Source organism: Streptomyces sp. NPDC002701 (genome assembly GCF_042889045.1).
Lineage (GTDB): Bacteria > Actinomycetota > Actinomycetes > Streptomycetales > Streptomycetaceae > Streptomyces.
In genome coordinates this window covers 264,187-282,194 of record NZ_JBIAQL010000010.1, presented here as the reverse complement: position 1 = coordinate 282,194, position 18,008 = coordinate 264,187, and the positions used below count along the sequence as shown (strand labels likewise).

Below are 18,008 nucleotides of genomic sequence, written 5' to 3'. Positions count from 1 at the left end.
CCCCGCCGCCCGTGGTGCGCCGTGCCGCTCAGGCGGCGGTCATCACATCCATGGCCAGCGGCCGGTGCGGAGCGATGATCCGGCCGTCCGGCAGGATCTCACCGGTGTCCTCGAAGAGCAGGACGCCGTTGCACAGCAGGCTCCATCCCTGCTCCGGGTGGTGCGCCACGAGGAGCGCGGCTTCCCGGTCGGCGGAGTCGGCTGTCGGGCACGGTCGCTGGTGCTGGCACATGGATGGGATCTTTCGCTTCGGTGTGAGGTCGGTGATCGATGTGTCGTCCGTCTTGCGGCTGGAACCGGTGTCCATGGCCGCCCCCCGTTTGTCAGATGGTCCGGAACCCAGTGTTGCCCTACGGGCGTCAATCCGCAGGGATTTTGCGGCAGCAGTCCTCACAGGTTGATGACGCATCACCCGTGCGGACGGTTCATCCCAACTCCGCCGTCTCTTCGGGTGGTTCGGCATGGCCTGATGGGGCTAGTCCGTACGGGCCGGGGGTGCGCAGCGTTCCCCTGACGTCACTCCACGCGACACCGCCCCCAGGGGTGCCCCGGGCACGCCGATGTGCCCCGCGGCCGGGGTGGCGGCCGCGGGGCACGGGAGCCGGGAAGCTCTCAGGCGGGTGAGCCGAGCAGCGGCGTGGGCGCCGGAGTGAGCCGGTGGGTCAGGACGGGCAGCAGGTCGGCCACGCGGTGTGGGCGGTGGGCGGCGATGCCGGGCGGGGCGGGCGCCAGGGGCACCAGCAGATCCGTGGCGGCCAGGAGACCTCCGGTGCCGTCGGCGGTGAAGTCGCCGTGCAGCCAGAGTGTGAGCATGTACAACTCGGGTACCGAGAGCAGACGTGGCTGGTACGAACCCGGCATCGTCTCCGCCTGGCGCAGCGCGCGCTCGGTCGCGGTGACGTACGGGCCCTCGAAGAAGTGGGAGAAGGCGTAGCCGTCGGGGGTCAGCCGGGTCTCCGCGGCGGCCACGGCGCGTTCGTGGCAGCGGATGAGGAAGCGCCATCCGGCGAGGCGGGTGGCCGAGGTGCCGGCCGGGGTGATCCGGTCGAGCACGTGGACGGGCAGGGGGAGTTCGGCGGTGAGGGGTCCCTGGGTGTCGCGCAGGGACGGGGTACGGGCTTCGCGGACCGCGGTGGGGGAACCGAGGGCCGTGAGCACGGTGCGCAGGGCCGGCGCGGGAGCCGGAGGGACGTGCAGCGGCATGGTGGATCGCCTCTCATTCGACAGGCATGGTGGCGCGGGGGCGGGGGCGGACGACGCTGTCAGCTTCCTGGGTCAAAGGGGGGCGGGGGCGCGGGGCCTGTCGTCGAAGGGACACCTGCCGCGCGATGTCCGGCGCGCGTGCTCACCGCATCGCCGGAGGGACCTGGTGGCGCCGCCATCAGATGTCTCCGGTGCCGTCGCGATCGCACGCACCGGACGCCGCGCGGCACACCCTTCGGCGAAGACGTCACTTCGACGACAGGCTCTGCGACCGCGGGCGCCAACTCTCTGCCTCGTTCGCGGAGTTTATACGACGTATGTTCAGGCGATGTTTCGGCTAGCCGTCCCGCACAGTGAGTGCAAGAGGCAATTAGGTCGTTGTGGCATGCGTTTGACCGGGGTTCCCGGCGGGTACGCGTCGATGACCTCGGAATACTCCGCCGAAGGGGACGGCCGGTTCTCGTCGGCGTTTTTCACGACAGTACCGACCGTCGACAAAACACGGCGCTTCATGCCTGGTGAATGTGCCCGGAGGAATCTGAGTCCAGAGTAGTGCCCGGGGGGTCGCTCCGGGGCGTTATCGATCATATTGGCTGGGCATCATCACCGGTGGCCCGGTACACCAGCGGCCGGTTCTTCGGGCTGCCCGGCCGAGGAGGGAAGCTCCGATGGGGGAGAACGTGGTGGCGGGGACGATCGGTCTGTCCGACCGCCGACGGTACCGAGAAAAGCTCCAGCAGTGCCTGGAGGGACTGGCGCGGTTGTTGGAGGAGAAGCAGTTCGACCGTCCCAAGAATCTCATGGGCATGGAGATCGAGCTGAATCTCGCAGGCCCTGACGGCATGCCGAGAATGATGAATGCGCAAGTACTGGAGCGCATCGCCAGTCAGGATTTCCAAACAGAGCTCGCCATGTTCAATCTGGAAGTAAACATAGCTCCCCACCGGCTGGAAGGCCGCGTATTCGACCGGCTCGCCGAGGAGTTGCGCACTTCTCTCGCGTATGCGCACCGGAAAGCGAAGGAGGTCGACGCCGGAATCGTGATGATCGGCATTCTGCCGACTCTCGCCCGCGACGACCTGATTTCCGCGAACCTCTCCGACGTGGACCGCTACACACTGCTCAACGACCAGATCGTCGCGGCCCGTGGCGAGGACTTCACCCTGGACATCGAGGGCGTGGAGCGGCTCAGCTGCACGTCGGCGTCCATCGCGCCCGAAGCGGCCTGCACCTCGGTGCAGTTGCACCTCCAGGTCACGCCCGACCGGTTCGCCGACGTGTGGAACGCCGCGCAGGTCGCGGCGGCGGCACAGATCGCCGTCGGCGCCAACTCGCCGTTCCTCTTCGGCCGCGAGCTGTGGCGCGAGTCCAGGCCGCCACTGTTCCTGCAGTCCACCGACACGCGTCCGCCCGAGCTGCAGGCTCAGGGGGTGCGGCCGCGCACCTGGTTCGGTGAGCGGTGGATCTCCTCGGCGTACGACCTCTTCGAGGAGAACCTGCGCTTCTTCCCTCCGCTGTTGCCCATCCGCGACGAGGAGGACCCGATGCGCGTCCTCGACGAGGGCGGCATCCCGCGGCTCGCCGAACTCGTGCTGCACAACGGCACCATCTACCGCTGGAACCGGCCGGTGTACGACATCGAGGACGGCGTCCCGCACCTGCGGGTCGAGAACCGCGTGCTGCCCGCGGGCCCCACCGTGATCGACACCGTCGCCAACGCGGTCTTCTACTACGGACTCGTACGCGCCCTCGCCAGCGAGACGCGGCCGGTCTGGACCAGGCTGCCCTTCGAGGCCGCGGCCGCCAACTTCGACCATGCCTGCCGGTACGGCATCGACGCACAGCTGGAGTGGCCGCGGCGCGGCCGGTACGGCGGGGTCACGCGGATGCCCGCGGTGCGGCTCGTGCTGGACGAGTTGCTGCCCCTCGCGGCGGAGGGCCTGGACGCGTGGGGCGTCGAGCCGGCCGACCGGGACCTCTACCTCGGCGTGATCGAGGAGCGGTGCAAGCGCGGGGTCAACGGGGCCTCCTGGCAGTCCCGCACGTTCCACGAGGCGCTGGAGAGCGGCATGGGGCGGGAGGCCGCGCTGGCCGCCACGACGAAGCGGTACAGCGAGCTGATGCACCTCGGCGAGCCGGTGCACACCTGGCCGGTCGGACCGCGGGAGCCCGCGGTGCCCCTGGGGTGACGAGGCCGAGGCCGGGAAGCCGGGTGATGGGGTCAGCTCCTGTTGCCCGCCTTCACGACGGCCTTCAGGATCACCGAGTGGATCTGGGACGGATCGGTGACCGAGTGTCCCGATCCGCCGGTGGCCTCGGCGACCTCGCTCAGCTCGTCCCGGTCGGCCGCCGGGCCCACGGCGATCGCGATCATGGGTACGGGGCGCTCCGGGTCGGTGAGGCGGCGCAGTGCGGCGACCAGCCCGGAGCGCGAGATGCTTCCCGGATCCTGGTTCACACCGTCGGTCAGCAGGACGAGCGCGTTGAACTTTCCCTTGCTGTAGGAGGCGGTCGCCGCCTTGTACGCGGCCAGCGTGGTGTCGTACAGGCCGGTCTGGCCCTTCGGGACCGGCTTGAGCCCGCTGAACGCCGCCGACAGCCGTTCCCGCTGGGTGCTGCCGCCCACCCGGTCACCCAGCCGGCCGGTGGGTACCAGGACGCGGTAGTCGCGCTTGCCGTCGAGCTTCGTGGAGAACTTCCACAGCCCGATCTCGTCCTCCGGGGTGAAGGTGGCCAGGGCCTGGAGCAACGCCGCCCTGGTCACGTCCATACGGGACTCGCTCGTGCCCGGCACCGGGTCCGACATGGACGAGGAGACGTCGACGACCGTGGTGAGCCGGGCGCTCTGCACGGTGATCGTCCAGGTGCCGAGGGCCTCGTCGATCTCCTTGTCCGTGGCCGGCTTCTCCGGCACCTCCTCGTACGGCTGCGGGGCGCGGCCGCCGGCCTTGGACACCAGCTCGGCCGGGATGTCGTCCTCGTCCGTACGGAAGCCGTGCCTCTCCAGGATCCTGCGGCCGTCGGCCTCGCCAAGGAGCGTCATGAACCGCAGCGCCGCCCGGCTCTCGTCCGTGGTCAGAGTCGGCTCGTCGACCAGCGCGAACGGATGGTCGAGCCGCGGCGCGCCGTCCTTCGGGTAGAAGAGGTCGAGGTCGTCGCCGCTGTCCGCCGACGCGTTGTAGGCGAACGCGGCCTGCTCGGAGAGGATCAGTGCCTGGTTGCGCTTCGGGTTGCCCTGCTCGGTGCCGGACAGATCGCGTGGCAGGGTGTCCAGGACCTGGGCGTCGCTGTCGGAGGTGCGCTGCGAGAGGGCTTTCGCGGTGGCCGCCGCGAGGGTGTCGCCGTCCTTCGACCTGCTCGCCGTCCGGGCCAGCTGGGTCAGCGCGAGCAGTCCGGTGGCGCTGCGCGCAGGGTCGCCCGCGCCGAGCTTCAGACGTTCGCTCGCCATGGTCGCGCCCGCCAGCTCGGTCCAGGAGTACTCCTTCTCCGGCCACCCGAGGGACTTCGCGGCCGTCGGGATCATGGCCACTCCGACGGGCGACAGGGCGACGTTGCCGGCGGGCGTCACCGAGGTCGACTGGTTGTCCGCCAGGACCCGGTTCACCCATACGCCCGAGTCCGGTACCCACGCCTCGAAGCCGGCCGCCTCCTTCCGCTTCGACCGCAGGGCGTCCGCGACCTCGTAGGAGTCGCGGGCGGTCACCTGGACGTCGAGGCAGCTGCCGTCGGAGGTCACGTCGTTGTCCCGGGCGTACTCGGCCGCGTCCTTGAGCGCGGGGGCGATGCCGGGAGCGGCGGCGATCCGCAGCCGCACCGAGTCGTCCCAGCAGGACGAGCCGAAGGAGAGCAGACCGCCGTCGACCGCGGCCACGGTGCCGGCGGCCAGGGCCAGCACGAGGGCTGTCGCGAGCGCCACCCTGCGGCGGCGCGCACGTGTCCGGGGGCCGGTGCCGCTCCTGCGTGGCCCGTCGGGCAAGCTGTGACGTCCCATGGCGGTGGTGCCCCTCCCTGATCGAGCCCGGAGCCGTTGAAGCCGTGAAAGGTGAAATGGCCGAATGGTATGGCACAGGGTGAGTGCGCCCCCCATGACGTCCGTCCGTCGACGGCCTGCCGCGCACGATCTTCGTATGTTCTTTCGAGACCCTAGCGGGGCGAAGATGGCGATGCGGCGGGATTACTCAACTGGAGGCAGGAGTGCAGGTGGCGCAGGGGCCGGTGGCTGATTCTTCCCCCGAGGGACGCCCCGCGCGGCGGATTCTCCGGGACGAGACACTGCTCGTGCTGGGAGTCTCGCTCGGGGCGAGCGGGGTCTCCGCGCTCATCAGCTTCGTCGGCTCGGTCACCAGACCCGGAGGTCTCAAGGACCAGGCGGCCACCCTCAACGCCTCGGCCGCCCCCGGCCGTCCGTGGCTCGACCTGGCCTGGCAACTGTTCGGCATCGCGTCCGCGCTGGTGCCGGTCGCCCTCGTCGCGCACTTCCTGCTCCGCGAGGGCGAAGGGCTGCGCACCCTCGGGTTCGACCGCACGCGTCCCTGGTTCGATCTGGCCCGCGGCGCCGGGATCGCCGCGGTCATCGGCAGCTCGGGCATCGCCTTCTACCTGGCGGCCCGCGGGCTCGGGTTCAACCTCACCGTGGTGCCGGAGGCACTGCCCGAGGTGTGGTGGAAGTATCCGGTGCTGATCCTCTCCGCGCTCCAGAACTCGGTCCTGGAGGAGGTCATCGTCGTCGGTTACCTGCTGCGCCGGCTCGGCCAGCTGGGCTGGACGCCGGTCACCGCCCTGGTCGCCAGCTCGGTGCTGCGCGGCTCGTACCACCTCTACCAGGGCATCGGCGGGTTCATCGGCAACATGGTGATGGGCGTGGTCTTCGTCTACCTGTACCGCCGCTGGGGCCGGATCGGACCGCTGGTGGTCGCCCACTCGCTCCTCGACATCGGGGCGTTCGTGGGGTACGCGCTGCTGGCGGGGAAGGTGGGGTGGCTGCCCACCGCCTGAGCGGAACGGCGGCAGGACGAAGGGGCGTACGGCCACACCGTGCGCCCCTTCGTCCTGCCTGCGCCGACACGCCCTAGGCGAGCAGGTCGCCCTCGATCACGGTCACCGCGCGGCCGGAGAGAAGGGTGCGGTCACCGCGCAGCTCGGTGCGGACCCGTCCTGAGCGGGGCGACGCCTGGAGCCCGGTGAGTTCGGGGCGGCCGAGGCGCTGCGACCAGAACGGGGCGAGGGCCGTGTGGGCGCTGCCGGTGACCGGGTCCTCGTCGATGCCGATGTTCGGGAAGAAACAGCGGGAGACGAAGTCGTAACCCCGGGAGGGGTCCTCGGCGCGGGCCGTCGCGATGATTCCGCGCTCGGAGTGGCGGCCGAGGGACACCAGGTCGGGTGCCAGGCCGAGGACGGTCTTCTCGTCGGCGAGTTCGACGAGCAGGTCGCCGATGTTCGGGCCGGTGTCGTGCGTGGTCAGCGGCTCGGCGCCGAGGTCCTCGGCGACACCGGGCGGGATCTCGACCGGGGTGAGCGGGGCGGTCGGGAAGTCCAGCGTGATGGAGCCGTCGTCGAGCGGCGTCGCGATGAGCACGCCGCTTCGCGTCACGAACCGTACGGGGCCCCGGGCGGCCCCCGTGGTGGCCAGGACGTGGGCGGTGGCGAGGGTCGCGTGGCCGCACATCGCGACCTCGGCGGCGGGGGTGAACCAGCGAAGCGCCCAGTCGGTGTCGCCGCCCTCCGGAAGGGGATGGGCGAACGCCGTCTCGGCGTGGTTGACCTCAAGGGCCACGTTCTGCAGCCAGGCGTCGTCCGGGAAGGACGCCGAGGCGTCGAGGAGGAGGACCCCGGCCGGGTTCCCGGCGAAGGGTCGGTCGGTGAAGGCGTCCACGATTCGAATCCGCATACGCCGGACGGTAGGCGCTGACCGGAGGCGCGGGCCAAGGCCAATCCGGGGTCGGTGGACTCGCGGTCCGCACGTCCGGGTTCGGTGAAGCCTTGCCTACCGAACTATTCCGATATATCGTTGACGCATCGCGACAGATCAACGATGGAATGGAGTGATGGCGATGCGTTCCCATGGAGAGGAATACGGACCGGGCTTCGGCCCCGGTCACGGACGGGGTCGTGGGCATGGCCGGGGTGGTCCCGGCGGTGCCGACAGGGGTGGCTTCGAAGGGCTGCGCGCGGCGTTCGGTCCCTTCGGGCCCGGTTTCGGTGGTCCCGGCTTCGGTCCGGGACCCTGGGGCGGGCGCGGAGGCCGGGGCGGACCGCGCGGCCGGGCGCGGCGCGGTGATGTGCGCGCCTCGATCCTGGCGCTGCTCAAGGACCGGCCCATGCACGGCTACGAGATGATCCAGGAGATCGTCGAGCGCAGTGGCGGCGCGTGGAAGCCCAGCCCGGGCTCGGTGTACCCCACCCTGCAGCTGCTGGAGGACGAGGGTCTGATCAGCAGTGCGACCGAGGGCGGCAAGAAGCTGTTCTCGCTGACCGAACCGGGTCGCGTCGCGGCCGACGAGGGTGCGGAAGCCCCCTGGGAGGACGCGGGCCGCGGGGTCGACTGGGAGGCGCTGAGCGACATCCGGCAGGCCGGCTTCGGTCTGATGGAGGCGTTCGGGCAGGTCTGGAAGACCGGCAGCAAGGAGCAGCGCGAGAAGGCCCTGTCCCTCATCAACGAGACGCGCAAGAAGCTGTATCTGATCCTCGCCGACGAGGACTGATGGCGCACCTGGTCCGAAGGGCCGTGACAAGGGGGTACTTCGCCTGCGAAGTACCCCCTTCTGCGTGTGTGCGTGCGGGGTGTCCCTACGTGACCGGCCCGCGCGGTGACAAGGCGGCGCGCGCGGCGACCGGGAGAACGGCGTGATGTCATCCGTGAGGAGGAGGCGCCGGACGCCGGGGCCCACCCTGTGTCGGACGCGAGAATGCTTCCCCGCGAGGATGACCGGGCGCAGGGGGACTGATGAGGTGGATACCGTGCAAGACCGTGATCCCCATCAGCAGGCCGACGGACGCGGCCCGGTCCGCGTGGACGTCGAGAGGTACCTCGGCGCGGAGCTGGCGGCCGTGGTGGCCGGTGCGCGCAGAAGGGCACTGCGGGACGGGGACCGGCAGATCGACACAGCCCATCTGCTGCACTCGCTCCTGGAGTCGGACCCCGAGGTGGGCGACGCCTTCGAGAGCGGCCCGCAGGTCGCCCGGCTGCTCGGCTACCTCGTCCAGCGCAGCATCGGCTACGGGCTCCGCTGGCAGACCTCCGTCGAGAACTCCGGGGCCGTGCCGGCGGTGTCCGGGGAGGCGTGGTCGCCGGTGGCGGCCCGTGCCGTGGTGGCCGCGTACGAGCGTGCCACGGGGCGGGGCGAGCGGCTCGCGGGCGGGGTCGACCTGCTCGCCGCCCTCGTCACCGAACCCGGGTCGCGGGCCGCGGAGGTGCTGGGGCGTGCGGGGATCGACGTGCGGGAGCTGCTGGTGCGCCTGGACGGCACGGCGGAGCGCGGAATAGGCGCCTGAGCCGCGCCGGGCGCGGTCGCCCGGGACGGTGCCGAGGTGCCGCCGAGGTGCCGCCGAAGTGCCCTGCTTGGCCGCGGGACGGTCCGGCACGTCCGACGGCGGGTCCAGCAGGACCAGTGCGTACAGCGCGTCCGGCGCGTCCAGTCGTTGAGACAGGTGTCAACGGACGTGACGCACCTGTCGTCGCCTGTCATCATGTGCCGGTGCATACGTCGACGAGCGGTGAAGGTTCCCACGGGAGAGGCGTCGGGCTCGGGCTGGCGCTCGGGTCGGCGGTCGCCTTCGGGGGATCGGGCGTCGCCGCCAAACCGTTGATCGAAGCGGGACTCGACCCCCTGCACGTGGTGTGGCTGCGCGTCGCGGGCGCCGCACTGGTCATGCTGCCGCTCGCCGTACGCCACCGGCGCCTGGTGCGAGAGCGTCCCCTGCTGCTCGCCGGGTTCGGACTGCTGGCCGTCGCGGGTGTCCAAGCCTGCTACTTCGCCTCGATCTCCCGCATACCCGTCGGGGTCGCGCTGCTCGTCGAATACCTGGCGCCGGCGCTGGTCCTCGGGTGGGTGCGGTTCGTGCAGCGCAGGCCCGTCACCCGCGCCGCGGCCCTCGGTGTCGTCCTCGCCGTCGGCGGGCTCGCCTGCGTCGTCGAGGTGTGGGCGGGGCTGAGCTTCGACGTCCTCGGGCTGCTGCTCGCGCTCGGCGCCGCCTGCTGTCAGGTCGGCTACTTCGTCCTGTCCGACCAGGGCGGCGACGCGGGCGAGGCGGCGCCGGCCCCGCTCGGCGTCATCGCGTACGGGCTGCTCGTCGGCGCCCTCGTCCTGACGGTCGTGGCGCGGCCGTGGGGCATGGACTGGTCGGTCCTGCGGGGCAGCGCGGACCTGGACGGCACGTCCGTCGCGGCCTCACTGCTGCTGGGCTGGATCGTGCTGATCGCGACCGTCGTCGCCTACGTGACCGGCGTCCTGGCGGTGCGCAGGCTCTCACCGCAGGTGGCGGGGGTCGTGGCGTGCCTCGAAGCGGTCATCGCGACCGTCCTGGCCTGGGTCCTGCTGGGCGAGCACCTCTCGGCGCCGCAGATCATCGGCGGAGCGGTGGTGCTGTGCGGTGCCTTCATCGCGCAGACGTCCACGCCCGCCAAGGCGTCCCCGGAGCCGGTGGCGCGCGGTGCCGCGGGCACCGAGAGCGAGCTGTCCGGGCGGGAAACCGCTGTCTGAGGGCCGGTAGGCGACCCGGCGGCGTCGCGTGACCTTGCCGGGTGGGCCCACCCCTGTAGGGCCCACCCGGCACGGACACGCGAGGGGCGTCAGAGCGTCGTCAGGTAGTCGGGGATCTCTATGCCGGGGGCCAGGTCGGCGGCGGGGACGGGTGCTCCGTGGGTCCTGTGGACCGGGACGACTCCGGTCCAGTGGGGGAGGCCGAGGTCCTCGGGCTCGTCGTTCGGACCGCCGGTGCGCAACTTGGCCGAGACCTCGTCGAGGTCCAGCCGCAGCACGGCGGTGGCGGCCAGTTCCTTGGCGTCGGCGGGCCTGGAGTCGTACGAGCGGCCGGGCACCACGTGGTCGACGAGCGCGTCCAGGGCCTGCCGCTTCTCGTCCGGGTCCGTCACCTGCTGCGCCACGCCGTGCACCACCACCGAGCGGTAGTTGATCGAGTGGTGGAAGGCCGAGCGGGCCAGCACCAGCCCGTCGACGTGCGTGACCGTGAGGCACACCGGCAGGCCGGGGTCGGCCTGCCCGGCCATCCGCAGCGGACGCGAACCCGTCGAGCCGTGCACGTAGAGCCGCCGGCCGACCCGCCCGTACAGCGTGGGCAGCACGACCGGCGCCCCGTCCCGGACGAACCCGAGATGGCACACGTATCCCTCGTCGAGGATCGCGTGCACCAGGTTGTGGTCGTACGCGGCGCGCTCCCGGGAGCGGGTGGGGACGGTGCGGTCGGTCGGGGTGTAGCTGTCGGGGCGCGGGGCGGCCGTCTCCGTCATGGTGTCTCTCCAGGTCAGCGTGGTCGTCTGTACGCGCGGGCGGCGGGCTGTCAGGCACCGCGTCCATCTTGCGAAGTGTTTTGCACTAGTGCATACTCTGCTTTGTGCTAGGAGAGTATCGGATCGAAGGCAGACGCGCAGCCGAGATTGCGGCCAGTGTCGAGCGCGCGGTGGGCTCGGGCGAGCTGGAGCCCGGGCAACTGCTGCCGCCCATGCGGGAGTTGGCGACACGGCTGGAGGTGAATCCCAACACCGTCGCGGCCGCCTACCGCACGCTGCGCGAGCGCGGGGTCATCGAGACGGCGGGCCGGCGCGGCAGCCGTGTCCGCCCCAAGCCCGTGACGACCGCTCGGGAGCTGTCCCGCCCGGACGTGCCGCCCGGGGTGCGGAACCTGTCCGACGGCAATCCGGACCCGGCTCTGCTGCCCTCGCTCACGGAGGCGCTGACGGCGGCCGCGGAGCTCTCGGACCGTGCACCGACGCTCTACGGAGCGGCTGCCGTGGATCCCGGCCTGGCGCGGCTGGCCCGCGCGGACCTCGACGCGGACGGCGTGCCGGACGGGCCGGTCGTCGTCACCTCGGGGTCACTGGACGCGATAGAGCGGGTACTGGCCGCCCATCTGCGGCCGGGGGACGCGGTCGCCGTCGAGGACCCCGGCTGGCACAGCGTGCTCGACCTGGTCCCGGCTCTCGGACTACGGGCCGTTCCGGTCGGCGTCGACGGCGACGGGCCGCTGCCCCGCGACGTGCGAGCCGCGCTGGAAGGCGGGGCGCGGGCCCTGGTCGTCACCGACCGTGCGCAGAACCCGACCGGCGCCGCGGTGGGCGCCACGCGCGCGCGTGCCCTTCGCGCCGTGCTGGAGGAGTACCCGCAGACCCTGCTCGTCGAGGACGACCACGGGCACCGCATCGTCGACCTGCCCCCGCATCCGCTGGCCGGCGTGACCCGGCACTGGGCGTTCCTGCGGTCGGTCGCGAAGGCGTACGGCCCCGATCTGCGGCTGGCGGTGGTCACCGGCGACACCGTCACCATGGACCGCGTCCAGGGGCGGCAGCGGCTGGGGCCCGGCTGGGTGAGCCTGCTGCTGCAACGGGCCGTCGTGCGGCTGTGGTCGGGCGGTGCCGTGGACACCCCGGCGGTCGCGTCGGCGTACGGGCGGCGCCGGGACGCGCTGATCGGCGCGCTCGCGGACCGTGGCATCGAGGCGCACGGACGCAGCGGTATGAACGTGTGGGTGCCCGTCCCGGACGAGACCGGGGCCGTCGCGCGGCTGCTGCACGCCGGCTGGGCCGTGGCGCCGGGGGCCCGCTTCCGGATGAACGCGGCACCCGGGCTGCGCATCACCGTGTCGACGCTCGCCCCGGGTGAGGCGGCGGCGCTGGCCGTCGCCGTCGCCGTGGCGGTGGGGCCGGCGCCGGCCCGGCGGTACGTCTGATGCGGTCACGCCGTCCGTGGCGGTGTGACCGCCGGTCCGTCAGGACGGGTTCTTCGGGCGGGACGGCGAGTTTCCGGCCCTGGTCTGGGTGAGTGCCGCACCCGCCAGGACGATGGCCGCGCCCACCGGCGTCGACCAGGTCAGCGACTCGCCGAGGATCGCGACCCCCGCGGCGGTGGCGATGACCGGGATGAAGTACGTGACCATCTGGGCCGTCGTCGGGCCGACCTCGGCGACCAGACCGTACTGGATGAGGACGGCGAAGCCCGTGCCGAGAGCGCCCAGCGCGATCACCGCGAGCAGCGGCACGAGCGCGAAGTGGGTCGGTGCCGAGGTGAACAGGGGTGTCACGACCGCCAGTTGCACCGTCGCGAGCAGCAGTTGGGCGCCGGTCAGCGACAGGTGGGAGTGACCGGAGCCGGCCAGTGTGCGGCGGACGTAGATCCAGCCGATCGGGTAGCTGAGCGAGGCCAGCAGGGCCATGGCGGTGCCGGCGGCGTCCAGGCCGTGGAAGCCCTGCCAGGCGCCGAGCACCGTCAGGACGCCGAGGAACCCGATGCCGAGGCCGGCCACGCGGCGGCGGTTGGGCCGGTCCTCGGAGAGGGCGACCATCGACAGGGCCATGCCCCACAGGGGTGAGGTCGCGTTGCAGATGCCCGCCAGCGTGGACGGGATCGTGAGCTCGGAGTACGCGAACAGGGAGAAGGGCAGCGCGTTGAGGAAGAGGGCCGCGACCGCCAGATGCCCCCAGGTGCGGGCCCCGCGCGGGAGGCGTTCACGCTTCCAGGCCATCGCGACGGCCAGCACCAGCGTGCCGAACAGCAGGCGGCCGAGGGTCACCTGGAAGGGTGCGTAGCCGTCCGTGCCCACCTTGATGAGGAGGAAGCTGAAGCCCCAGACGAGGGAGAGGGCACCGAAGCGCAGCCGCCAGTCGAGGGCCGGAGCCGGAGCCGCGTCCGGCGCCCGTACCGCAGTCGTGCCCGGAGGTGTGTGCGGCGGGTTCGGAGCTGTGTCCGGAGCCGGGCGGGGGTGGGGTGCGGCGGCGGGAAGGGAGGCACGGGACTCGGTCGGGGCGCTCATGCGGTTCACGATGACGGAAACGATCTCGTAGGACAAGCGAGAAAACTCGACCGGTATCTCGTAGTATCGCTTACATGTTGAATCTGGAGCGTCTGCGCACCCTCGACGCCCTCGCCCGCCACGGCTCGGTGAGCGGCGCGGCCGACGGACTGCATGTGACGACGTCGGCGGTCTCCCAGCAGATGTCCAAACTGGAGCGGGAGGTGGGTCAGCAACTGCTCGCGAAGAACGGGCGGGGAGTGCGGCTCACCGACGCCGGGCGGCTGCTCGCCGACCATGCCGCGCGCATCCTGTCCCAGGTCGAGCTCGCCCAGTCCGACCTGGAGGCGCAGCGCGGACAGGTGGTGGGGGAGCTGCGGCTGTCCGCGTTCCCCACGGCGGCGCGCGGGCTGTTCCCCGCCGCCCTGTCCGCGCTGCGCGCCGAGCATCCCGGGCTGCGCGTCCGCTCACGCGAGTCGGAGCCGGAGGCCGCGGTCGCCGGGGTGCTGCGCGGTGACATCGATCTGGCGGTCGTCCTCGACTGGTACAACAAGCCGCTGCCCATGCCCGAGGGGCTGGTCAAGACCTCGCTGCTCGACGACCCCACCGATGTGGCGATGCCCGCGGGACACCGTCTCGCGGACCGTGCGGAGGTGGACCTGGAGGACTTCGCCGACGACGAGTGGATCGCCTGGGAGGAGGGCGAGTTCTGTCACGAGTGGCTGCTCTTCACCCTGCGGGGCAAGGGGATCGAGCCGGTGATCGCCCACCGCGCGGAGGAGCACCACACCCAGCTCGCGCTGGTCGCGGCGGGGTTCGGCGTGTGCGTCGCGCCGAGACTCGGACGCGGCCCGCTGCCGGCCGGTGTGCGGACGGTCCCGGTTCGGCACCGGGTCACCAGGCATGTCTACGCGGTGTGGCGGGCGGACGCCGACCGCCGCCCGTCGATCCGCGCGGTGGCGGACGCACTGCGGACGGCGGGCTCGGCGCTCGGCTGACGGGGCCGGCGGAGCGGGCGGTCCCCGGCGGTGCGGGGCCGAGGGTGCGCCTGCGCCCCGGCGGCGCGGGGCCGGGGGTGCGGCCGGGCCGCCCACCGGCGGTGCCCGGCTGTGCCGAGACGGGGTGCGGCCGGGCCGCCCACCGGCGGTCCCCGGCGGTGCGGGGCCGAGGGTGCGCCTGCGCCCCGGCGGCGCGGGGCCGGGGGCGCGACCGGGCCGTCCACCGGCGGTGCGGGGCCGAGGGTGCGCCCCGGCGGTGCCGAGACGAGGGTGCGGCCGGGCCGTCCACCGGCGGTCTCCGGCGGTGCGGGGCGAGGGTGCGCCCCGGCGGTGCCGGGCCGGGTGCGCGGCCGGGCCGCGCACCCGGCCCTAACCGTCACAGCGCGGCGAGTTTGCGGAAGTCCCACGAAGCCGTCGCCTCCGGCGTGAGCCGCAGCCAGGCGTGCCTGCCGTCGTGCGGCAACTCCTCGATTCCGAAGTTCTTCCGGGCGAACAGCCGCTCCACGGCGTCGAGTTCGGGGCACGGCTCGCCCGTGCGCGGCACCTCGCCGACGACCTCGACCGAGCCCGACAGCTCGACGCCCCGCAGCTCGCCGTACTCCTCGCCCGTATCGACGACGACGGCCACCCGGGGATCGCGGCGCAGGTCGGCCCAGCGCTTGCTGCGCGTGATCGAGTACAGCCAGAGGGACTTGCCGTCCCAGGCGAACCAGAGGGTGCTGACGTGCGGGGCGCCGTCCGCGGAGACGGTCGCCACCCGGCAGGTGCGCTGGGTGGTCAGGAACTCGTCCAGCTCCTCGGGCGTCATCATGATCTTCCGGCCCCGGCGCTGCGTGGCGGCCATACACGTCCCCTTCTCCGCACTGTCCTCCGACGTCGGCACCGGTGCCGGGCCTGACGTCACGTCAGGAAATCATGGGTCGTCTTCCGTCCGCGCGCAATGGTGGCTACGCTCGCCCGCCACCGCCGCCCGCGACAGGGGACGCCATGCCCTCGTACGAAGAGCTCAGGGAACTCCTCGACCCCGCGACCACGGTGCTGCTGACCGTCGAGTGCCAGCAGGGAGTCGTCGGGCCGGACAGCGCGCTGCCGGAACTCGCTCGCGAGGTCCGCGCGTCGGGCGTGCTGGACCGGGTCGCCCGCCTCGTGGCCGCGGCCCACGGGAGCGGCGTACAGGTGATGCACGCGATCGCCGAGCGCCGTCCCGACGGCCGCGGCGCGAACCACAACGCCCGGCTGTTCCGCGCGGCCGAACGCCTGCCCGTGCGGCAGCTGGTGGGCAGTACCGCAGTCCGTGTCGCACCGCCCGTCGAGGTCGCCGCGGAGGACCTCGTCGTACGCCGCCTGCACGGACTCTCGCCCCTCACGGGCACCGACGTCGACGCACTGCTGCGCAACCTGGGCTGCCGCACGCTCGTCGTGACCGGGGTCTCCGCCAACGTGGCCGTGCCCAACACCGTGTTCGACGCCGTGAACCACGGCTACACGGCCGTGGTCCCCGGGGACGCCATCGCGGGCGTGCCCTCGGACTACACCCCCGCGATGATCCGCAACACGCTCGCCCTGGTGGCCACCGTCACCACCACGGACGACGTGCTGTCCTGCTGGCAGCGGCCCCGCCAGGTCAGGCGAGCGTGATCGAGTCCCCGGTCACGGTGATCTTGGCGGCGGTCAGTCCGCTGGTCGCGGGTCCCTTCTTGACGCCGCCGTCCGTGACGCTGAACTGGCTGCCGTGCGCGGGGCAGGTGATGAGGCCGTTGTCCACGCTGTTCACCCGCTGCTTCTGGTGCGGGCACACCGTCGAGAACGCCTTGAACTCACCGGCCGCCGGCTGGGTGACGACCACGCCCTCGTCGGCGAAGACCTTGCCCCCGCCCTCCGGGATGTCGGTGGTCTTGGCCAACGCCGCGCCGCCGGCGGAACCGGAGGAGGCGTCGGAGCCGGACGACGTGTCCGAGGAGCCGGACGACGAATCGTCGGAACCCCCGCACGCGGTCAGCGCGGCGGCGATACCGGCCGCGCCCAGCCCCGCCAGGAGGGTACGACGACAGAGTGCCGGTGCGGGCTGGAGCGATTCGCTGGACATAGTGGCGGTCCCTTCCACAGATGTGCAGTGTGCGGATGTGCGTTTACTTGAATGTGCGTCTATTCGACAAGGGGTACGGGCACGTCACCCGCATGGTTCAGGGTGTCCGGATATCCAGCGACTTCTTGATGACGCAGGGGACGCGTGAGCCTGGGTGCGTGCGTCACCGGAGAGCAGTGATCGTAGTGGTCCGGCCGCACATCCGGGTGTCCCGGGTGCCGCTCCTTCCAGTACGTGTCGTACAGGGTCCTCGATCACCGGCATCAGCCGGCGTCATGCGGACGGCTTCCGCGGACGGATTCGTCCGGACGAGTCCGGACGGGCGGGAAGCGCCGCATCGGCGGCCGGGAACGCCCCAGTAACCTGGGGCGATGCTCAAGGAAGTCAGCGCGACCCGCTACATCACGCCCCTGCGTGAGGGCGGCTCGCTGCCGGGACTGGTCGAGGCGGACGATCTCGGCATGTACGTCATGAAGTTCACCGGCGCGGGGCAGGGGCGCAAGACCCTCGTCGCGGAGGTCGTCTGTGGTGAACTCGCCCGTCGGCTGGGCCTGCGGGTGCCGGGACTGGTCACCATCGGACTCGATCCGGTCATCGGACTCGGCGAACCGGACCAGGAGGTTCAGGAGTTGCTCAAGGCGAGCGGCGGGCTGAACCTCGGGATGGACTTCCTCTCCCGGGCTGTCGGCTTCGACGCCCTCGCCCACCGGGTGAGCCCGGAGGAGGCCGGGAAGGTCGTCTGGTTCGACGCCCTGATCAACAACGTCGACCGGTCGTGGCGGAACCCCAACATGCTGGTCCGGGACGGTGACCTGTGGCTCATCGACCACGGAGCCACCATGATCTGGCACCACAACTGGCCCGGTGCCCGGGCTTCGGCGGCCCGTCCGTACGACGCCGCCGACCACGCGCTCGCCCCCTTCGGGCCCGACATCCGTGCCGCCGCGGAGGAGTTGGGCCCGCGTGTCACGCCGGACCTGCTCGCCGAGGTGACCGCCGCGATCCCGGAGGAGTGGCTGCGGGACGAGCCGGGGTTCGACTCGCCCGACGCGCTGCGGCGTGCGTACGCGGAGCCGCTCCTCGCCCGCGCCGCCACCGTCCACGAGCGCATCCGCATCGAGGACACTCAGGAAAATCAGGACGTCCAGAACATCCAGGGCATCCGGAAGGGGACGAAGTGAACGAGCGCGACGGCCGGGACGGCCGCGTCGTCTACGAGTACGCGGTGCTGCGCGTCGTGCCACGCGTCGAACGCGGGGAGTTCGTCAACGCCGGAGTGCTCGTGTACTGCCGCGCGCACTCCTACGTGGCCGCTCGCGTCCAGCTCGACGAGAGCAGGCTGCGGGCCCTCGACCCGGCGGCGGACGTGGCGGGCGTACGGGCCGCCCTGCGGGCCGTCGAGGGCGTCTGTGCCGGGGGCGCGGCGGCCGGGCAGGCCGCGGGCGACGACGCCGGGCGGCGCTTCCGCTGGCTGATCGCACCCCGCTCCACGGTCGTGCAGCCGGGCCCCGTCCACACCGGCCTCACGACCGATCCTGTGGCCGAGACGGCGCGATTGCTCGACCTGCTGGTCACCTAGGCCGTTTCTTCTGGGTCGGCCCGGGTCCGCGGCGCCCGGCACGGGCCCGGGCCGATCCGGCCTGATCCGAAAGAAACGCCCTGGTGGATCACTTGTCGGCAGGGTGATGGATCACATGCCAGGGCTTGCCGTTGACACTGGGTGCCAAGGCTTCTAGCGTCTCGTCTGCTGAAGGTACTAA

Annotated in this window: 18 protein-coding genes; 10 read left to right on the top strand and 8 right to left on the bottom strand. The window is 72.0% G+C overall.

Annotated features, from left to right (window positions below):
• Nucleotides 1–28 precede the first annotated feature (28 nt).
• Nucleotides 29–232 (bottom strand): DUF5999 family protein, encoded by a 204-nt coding sequence (locus tag ACFYXC_RS26040; protein WP_388920377.1) that lies wholly within the window; start codon nucleotides 230–232, stop codon nucleotides 29–31.
• A 380-nt stretch (nucleotides 233–612) separates the two neighbouring features.
• Nucleotides 613–1,203 (bottom strand): hypothetical protein, encoded by a 591-nt coding sequence (locus ACFYXC_RS26035; protein WP_389554251.1) that lies wholly within the window; start codon nucleotides 1,201–1,203, stop codon nucleotides 613–615.
• Between the two features lie 668 nt (nucleotides 1,204–1,871).
• On the opposite strand from ACFYXC_RS26035, the gene ACFYXC_RS26030 reads away from it, so the two are divergent.
• Nucleotides 1,872–3,392: a glutamate--cysteine ligase gene (locus tag ACFYXC_RS26030; RefSeq protein WP_388920326.1), complete on the top strand. Its 1,521-nt coding sequence runs from the start codon at nucleotides 1,872–1,874 to the stop codon at nucleotides 3,390–3,392.
• 32 nt (nucleotides 3,393–3,424) lie between these two features.
• Here ACFYXC_RS26030 and ACFYXC_RS26025 read toward each other — a convergent pair whose 3' ends face one another.
• Nucleotides 3,425–5,194, bottom strand: coding sequence for a substrate-binding domain-containing protein (locus ACFYXC_RS26025; RefSeq protein ID WP_389554250.1), 1,770 nt, complete (start codon nucleotides 5,192–5,194; stop codon nucleotides 3,425–3,427).
• Between the two features lie 203 nt (nucleotides 5,195–5,397).
• On the opposite strand from ACFYXC_RS26025, the gene ACFYXC_RS26020 reads away from it, so the two are divergent.
• Complete coding sequence (locus tag ACFYXC_RS26020) at nucleotides 5,398–6,198, top strand: CPBP family intramembrane glutamic endopeptidase (protein ID WP_388920320.1); 801 nt, start codon at nucleotides 5,398–5,400, stop codon at nucleotides 6,196–6,198.
• A 73-nt stretch (nucleotides 6,199–6,271) separates the two neighbouring features.
• Here the strand turns inward: ACFYXC_RS26020 and ACFYXC_RS26015 are convergent, their stop codons facing one another.
• Nucleotides 6,272–7,090, bottom strand: coding sequence for a PhzF family phenazine biosynthesis protein (locus ACFYXC_RS26015; protein WP_389554249.1), 819 nt, complete (start codon nucleotides 7,088–7,090; stop codon nucleotides 6,272–6,274).
• A 163-nt stretch (nucleotides 7,091–7,253) separates the two neighbouring features.
• Here ACFYXC_RS26015 and ACFYXC_RS26010 point away from each other — a divergent pair, with 163 nt between their 5' ends.
• The 3 genes from ACFYXC_RS26010 (at nucleotide 7,254) to ACFYXC_RS26000 (ending at nucleotide 9,902) form a co-directional block, all read left to right on the top strand.
• Nucleotides 7,254–7,904 (top strand): PadR family transcriptional regulator, encoded by a 651-nt coding sequence (locus ACFYXC_RS26010; protein WP_389554248.1) that lies wholly within the window; start codon nucleotides 7,254–7,256, stop codon nucleotides 7,902–7,904.
• A 256-nt stretch (nucleotides 7,905–8,160) separates the two neighbouring features.
• Nucleotides 8,161–8,694 (top strand): Clp protease N-terminal domain-containing protein, encoded by a 534-nt coding sequence (locus ACFYXC_RS26005; protein ID WP_389554247.1) that lies wholly within the window; start codon nucleotides 8,161–8,163, stop codon nucleotides 8,692–8,694.
• Between the two features lie 197 nt (nucleotides 8,695–8,891).
• Nucleotides 8,892–9,902 (top strand): DMT family transporter, encoded by a 1,011-nt coding sequence (locus tag ACFYXC_RS26000; protein WP_389554246.1) that lies wholly within the window; start codon nucleotides 8,892–8,894, stop codon nucleotides 9,900–9,902.
• Between the two features lie 89 nt (nucleotides 9,903–9,991).
• Here ACFYXC_RS26000 and ACFYXC_RS25995 read toward each other — a convergent pair whose 3' ends face one another.
• On the bottom strand, nucleotides 9,992–10,669 hold the full coding sequence (locus tag ACFYXC_RS25995; protein WP_389554245.1) for a pyridoxamine 5'-phosphate oxidase family protein: 678 nt from the start codon (nucleotides 10,667–10,669) through the stop codon (nucleotides 9,992–9,994).
• Between the two features lie 104 nt (nucleotides 10,670–10,773).
• Here ACFYXC_RS25995 and ACFYXC_RS25990 point away from each other — a divergent pair, with 104 nt between their 5' ends.
• Nucleotides 10,774–12,105, top strand: coding sequence for an aminotransferase class I/II-fold pyridoxal phosphate-dependent enzyme (locus tag ACFYXC_RS25990; RefSeq protein WP_389554244.1), 1,332 nt, complete (start codon nucleotides 10,774–10,776; stop codon nucleotides 12,103–12,105).
• A gap of 39 nt (nucleotides 12,106–12,144) precedes the next feature.
• On the opposite strand, the gene ACFYXC_RS25985 is transcribed toward ACFYXC_RS25990, so the two are convergent.
• Entirely contained in the window at nucleotides 12,145–13,221 is a 1,077-nt protein-coding gene (locus tag ACFYXC_RS25985; protein ID WP_389554243.1) for a DMT family transporter, read from the bottom strand.
• Nucleotides 13,222–13,259: 38 nt separating this feature from the next.
• Here ACFYXC_RS25985 and ACFYXC_RS25980 point away from each other — a divergent pair, with 38 nt between their 5' ends.
• Nucleotides 13,260–14,162 (top strand): LysR family transcriptional regulator, encoded by a 903-nt coding sequence (locus ACFYXC_RS25980; protein ID WP_389554242.1) that lies wholly within the window; start codon nucleotides 13,260–13,262, stop codon nucleotides 14,160–14,162.
• 376 nt (nucleotides 14,163–14,538) lie between these two features.
• On the opposite strand, the gene ACFYXC_RS25975 is transcribed toward ACFYXC_RS25980, so the two are convergent.
• A complete protein-coding gene (locus ACFYXC_RS25975; protein WP_389554241.1) occupies nucleotides 14,539–15,006 on the bottom strand; it encodes a pyridoxamine 5'-phosphate oxidase family protein in 468 nt (155 codons plus the stop codon).
• 143 nt (nucleotides 15,007–15,149) lie between these two features.
• Here ACFYXC_RS25975 and ACFYXC_RS25970 point away from each other — a divergent pair, with 143 nt between their 5' ends.
• Nucleotides 15,150–15,800, top strand: coding sequence for a cysteine hydrolase (locus ACFYXC_RS25970; RefSeq protein WP_389554240.1), 651 nt, complete (start codon nucleotides 15,150–15,152; stop codon nucleotides 15,798–15,800).
• Here the strand turns inward: ACFYXC_RS25970 and ACFYXC_RS25965 are convergent.
• Nucleotides 15,787–16,248, bottom strand: coding sequence for a Rieske (2Fe-2S) protein (locus ACFYXC_RS25965; protein ID WP_389554239.1), 462 nt, complete (start codon nucleotides 16,246–16,248; stop codon nucleotides 15,787–15,789). The two genes, ACFYXC_RS25970 and ACFYXC_RS25965, sit on opposite strands and share 14 nt — an antisense overlap.
• Before the next feature lie 371 nt (nucleotides 16,249–16,619).
• Between ACFYXC_RS25965 and ACFYXC_RS25960 the strand changes: the two genes are divergently transcribed.
• Both ACFYXC_RS25960 and ACFYXC_RS25955 read left to right on the top strand, forming a co-directional pair.
• A complete protein-coding gene (locus ACFYXC_RS25960) occupies nucleotides 16,620–17,429 on the top strand; it encodes a HipA family kinase (RefSeq protein WP_389554238.1) in 810 nt (269 codons plus the stop codon).
• Nucleotides 17,426–17,827: a DUF3037 domain-containing protein gene (locus ACFYXC_RS25955; RefSeq protein WP_389554237.1), complete on the top strand. Its 402-nt coding sequence runs from the start codon at nucleotides 17,426–17,428 to the stop codon at nucleotides 17,825–17,827. The genes ACFYXC_RS25960 and ACFYXC_RS25955 overlap by 4 nt, the downstream gene beginning before the upstream one ends.
• Nucleotides 17,828–18,008 lie beyond the last annotated feature (181 nt).

Coding starts and splice junctions, on each gene's coding strand:
- ACFYXC_RS26040 (WP_388920377.1), bottom strand. CDS start 232: ATGTGCCAGCACCAGCGACCGTGCCCGACAGCCGACTCCGCCGACCGG.
- ACFYXC_RS26035 (WP_389554251.1), bottom strand. CDS start 1,203: ATGCCGCTGCACGTCCCTCCGGCTCCCGCGCCGGCCCTGCGCACCGTG.
- ACFYXC_RS26030 (WP_388920326.1), top strand. CDS start 1,872: ATGGGGGAGAACGTGGTGGCGGGGACGATCGGTCTGTCCGACCGCCGA.
- ACFYXC_RS26025 (WP_389554250.1), bottom strand. CDS start 5,194: ATGGGACGTCACAGCTTGCCCGACGGGCCACGCAGGAGCGGCACCGGC.
- ACFYXC_RS26015 (WP_389554249.1), bottom strand. CDS start 7,090: ATGCGGATTCGAATCGTGGACGCCTTCACCGACCGACCCTTCGCCGGG.
- ACFYXC_RS26010 (WP_389554248.1), top strand. CDS start 7,254: ATGCGTTCCCATGGAGAGGAATACGGACCGGGCTTCGGCCCCGGTCAC.
- ACFYXC_RS25995 (WP_389554245.1), bottom strand. CDS start 10,669: ATGACGGAGACGGCCGCCCCGCGCCCCGACAGCTACACCCCGACCGAC.
- ACFYXC_RS25980 (WP_389554242.1), top strand. CDS start 13,260: ATGTTGAATCTGGAGCGTCTGCGCACCCTCGACGCCCTCGCCCGCCAC.
- ACFYXC_RS25975 (WP_389554241.1), bottom strand. CDS start 15,006: ATGGCCGCCACGCAGCGCCGGGGCCGGAAGATCATGATGACGCCCGAG.
- ACFYXC_RS25970 (WP_389554240.1), top strand. CDS start 15,150: ATGCCCTCGTACGAAGAGCTCAGGGAACTCCTCGACCCCGCGACCACG.
- ACFYXC_RS25965 (WP_389554239.1), bottom strand. CDS start 16,248: ATGTCCAGCGAATCGCTCCAGCCCGCACCGGCACTCTGTCGTCGTACC.
- ACFYXC_RS25960 (WP_389554238.1), top strand. CDS start 16,620: ATGCTCAAGGAAGTCAGCGCGACCCGCTACATCACGCCCCTGCGTGAG.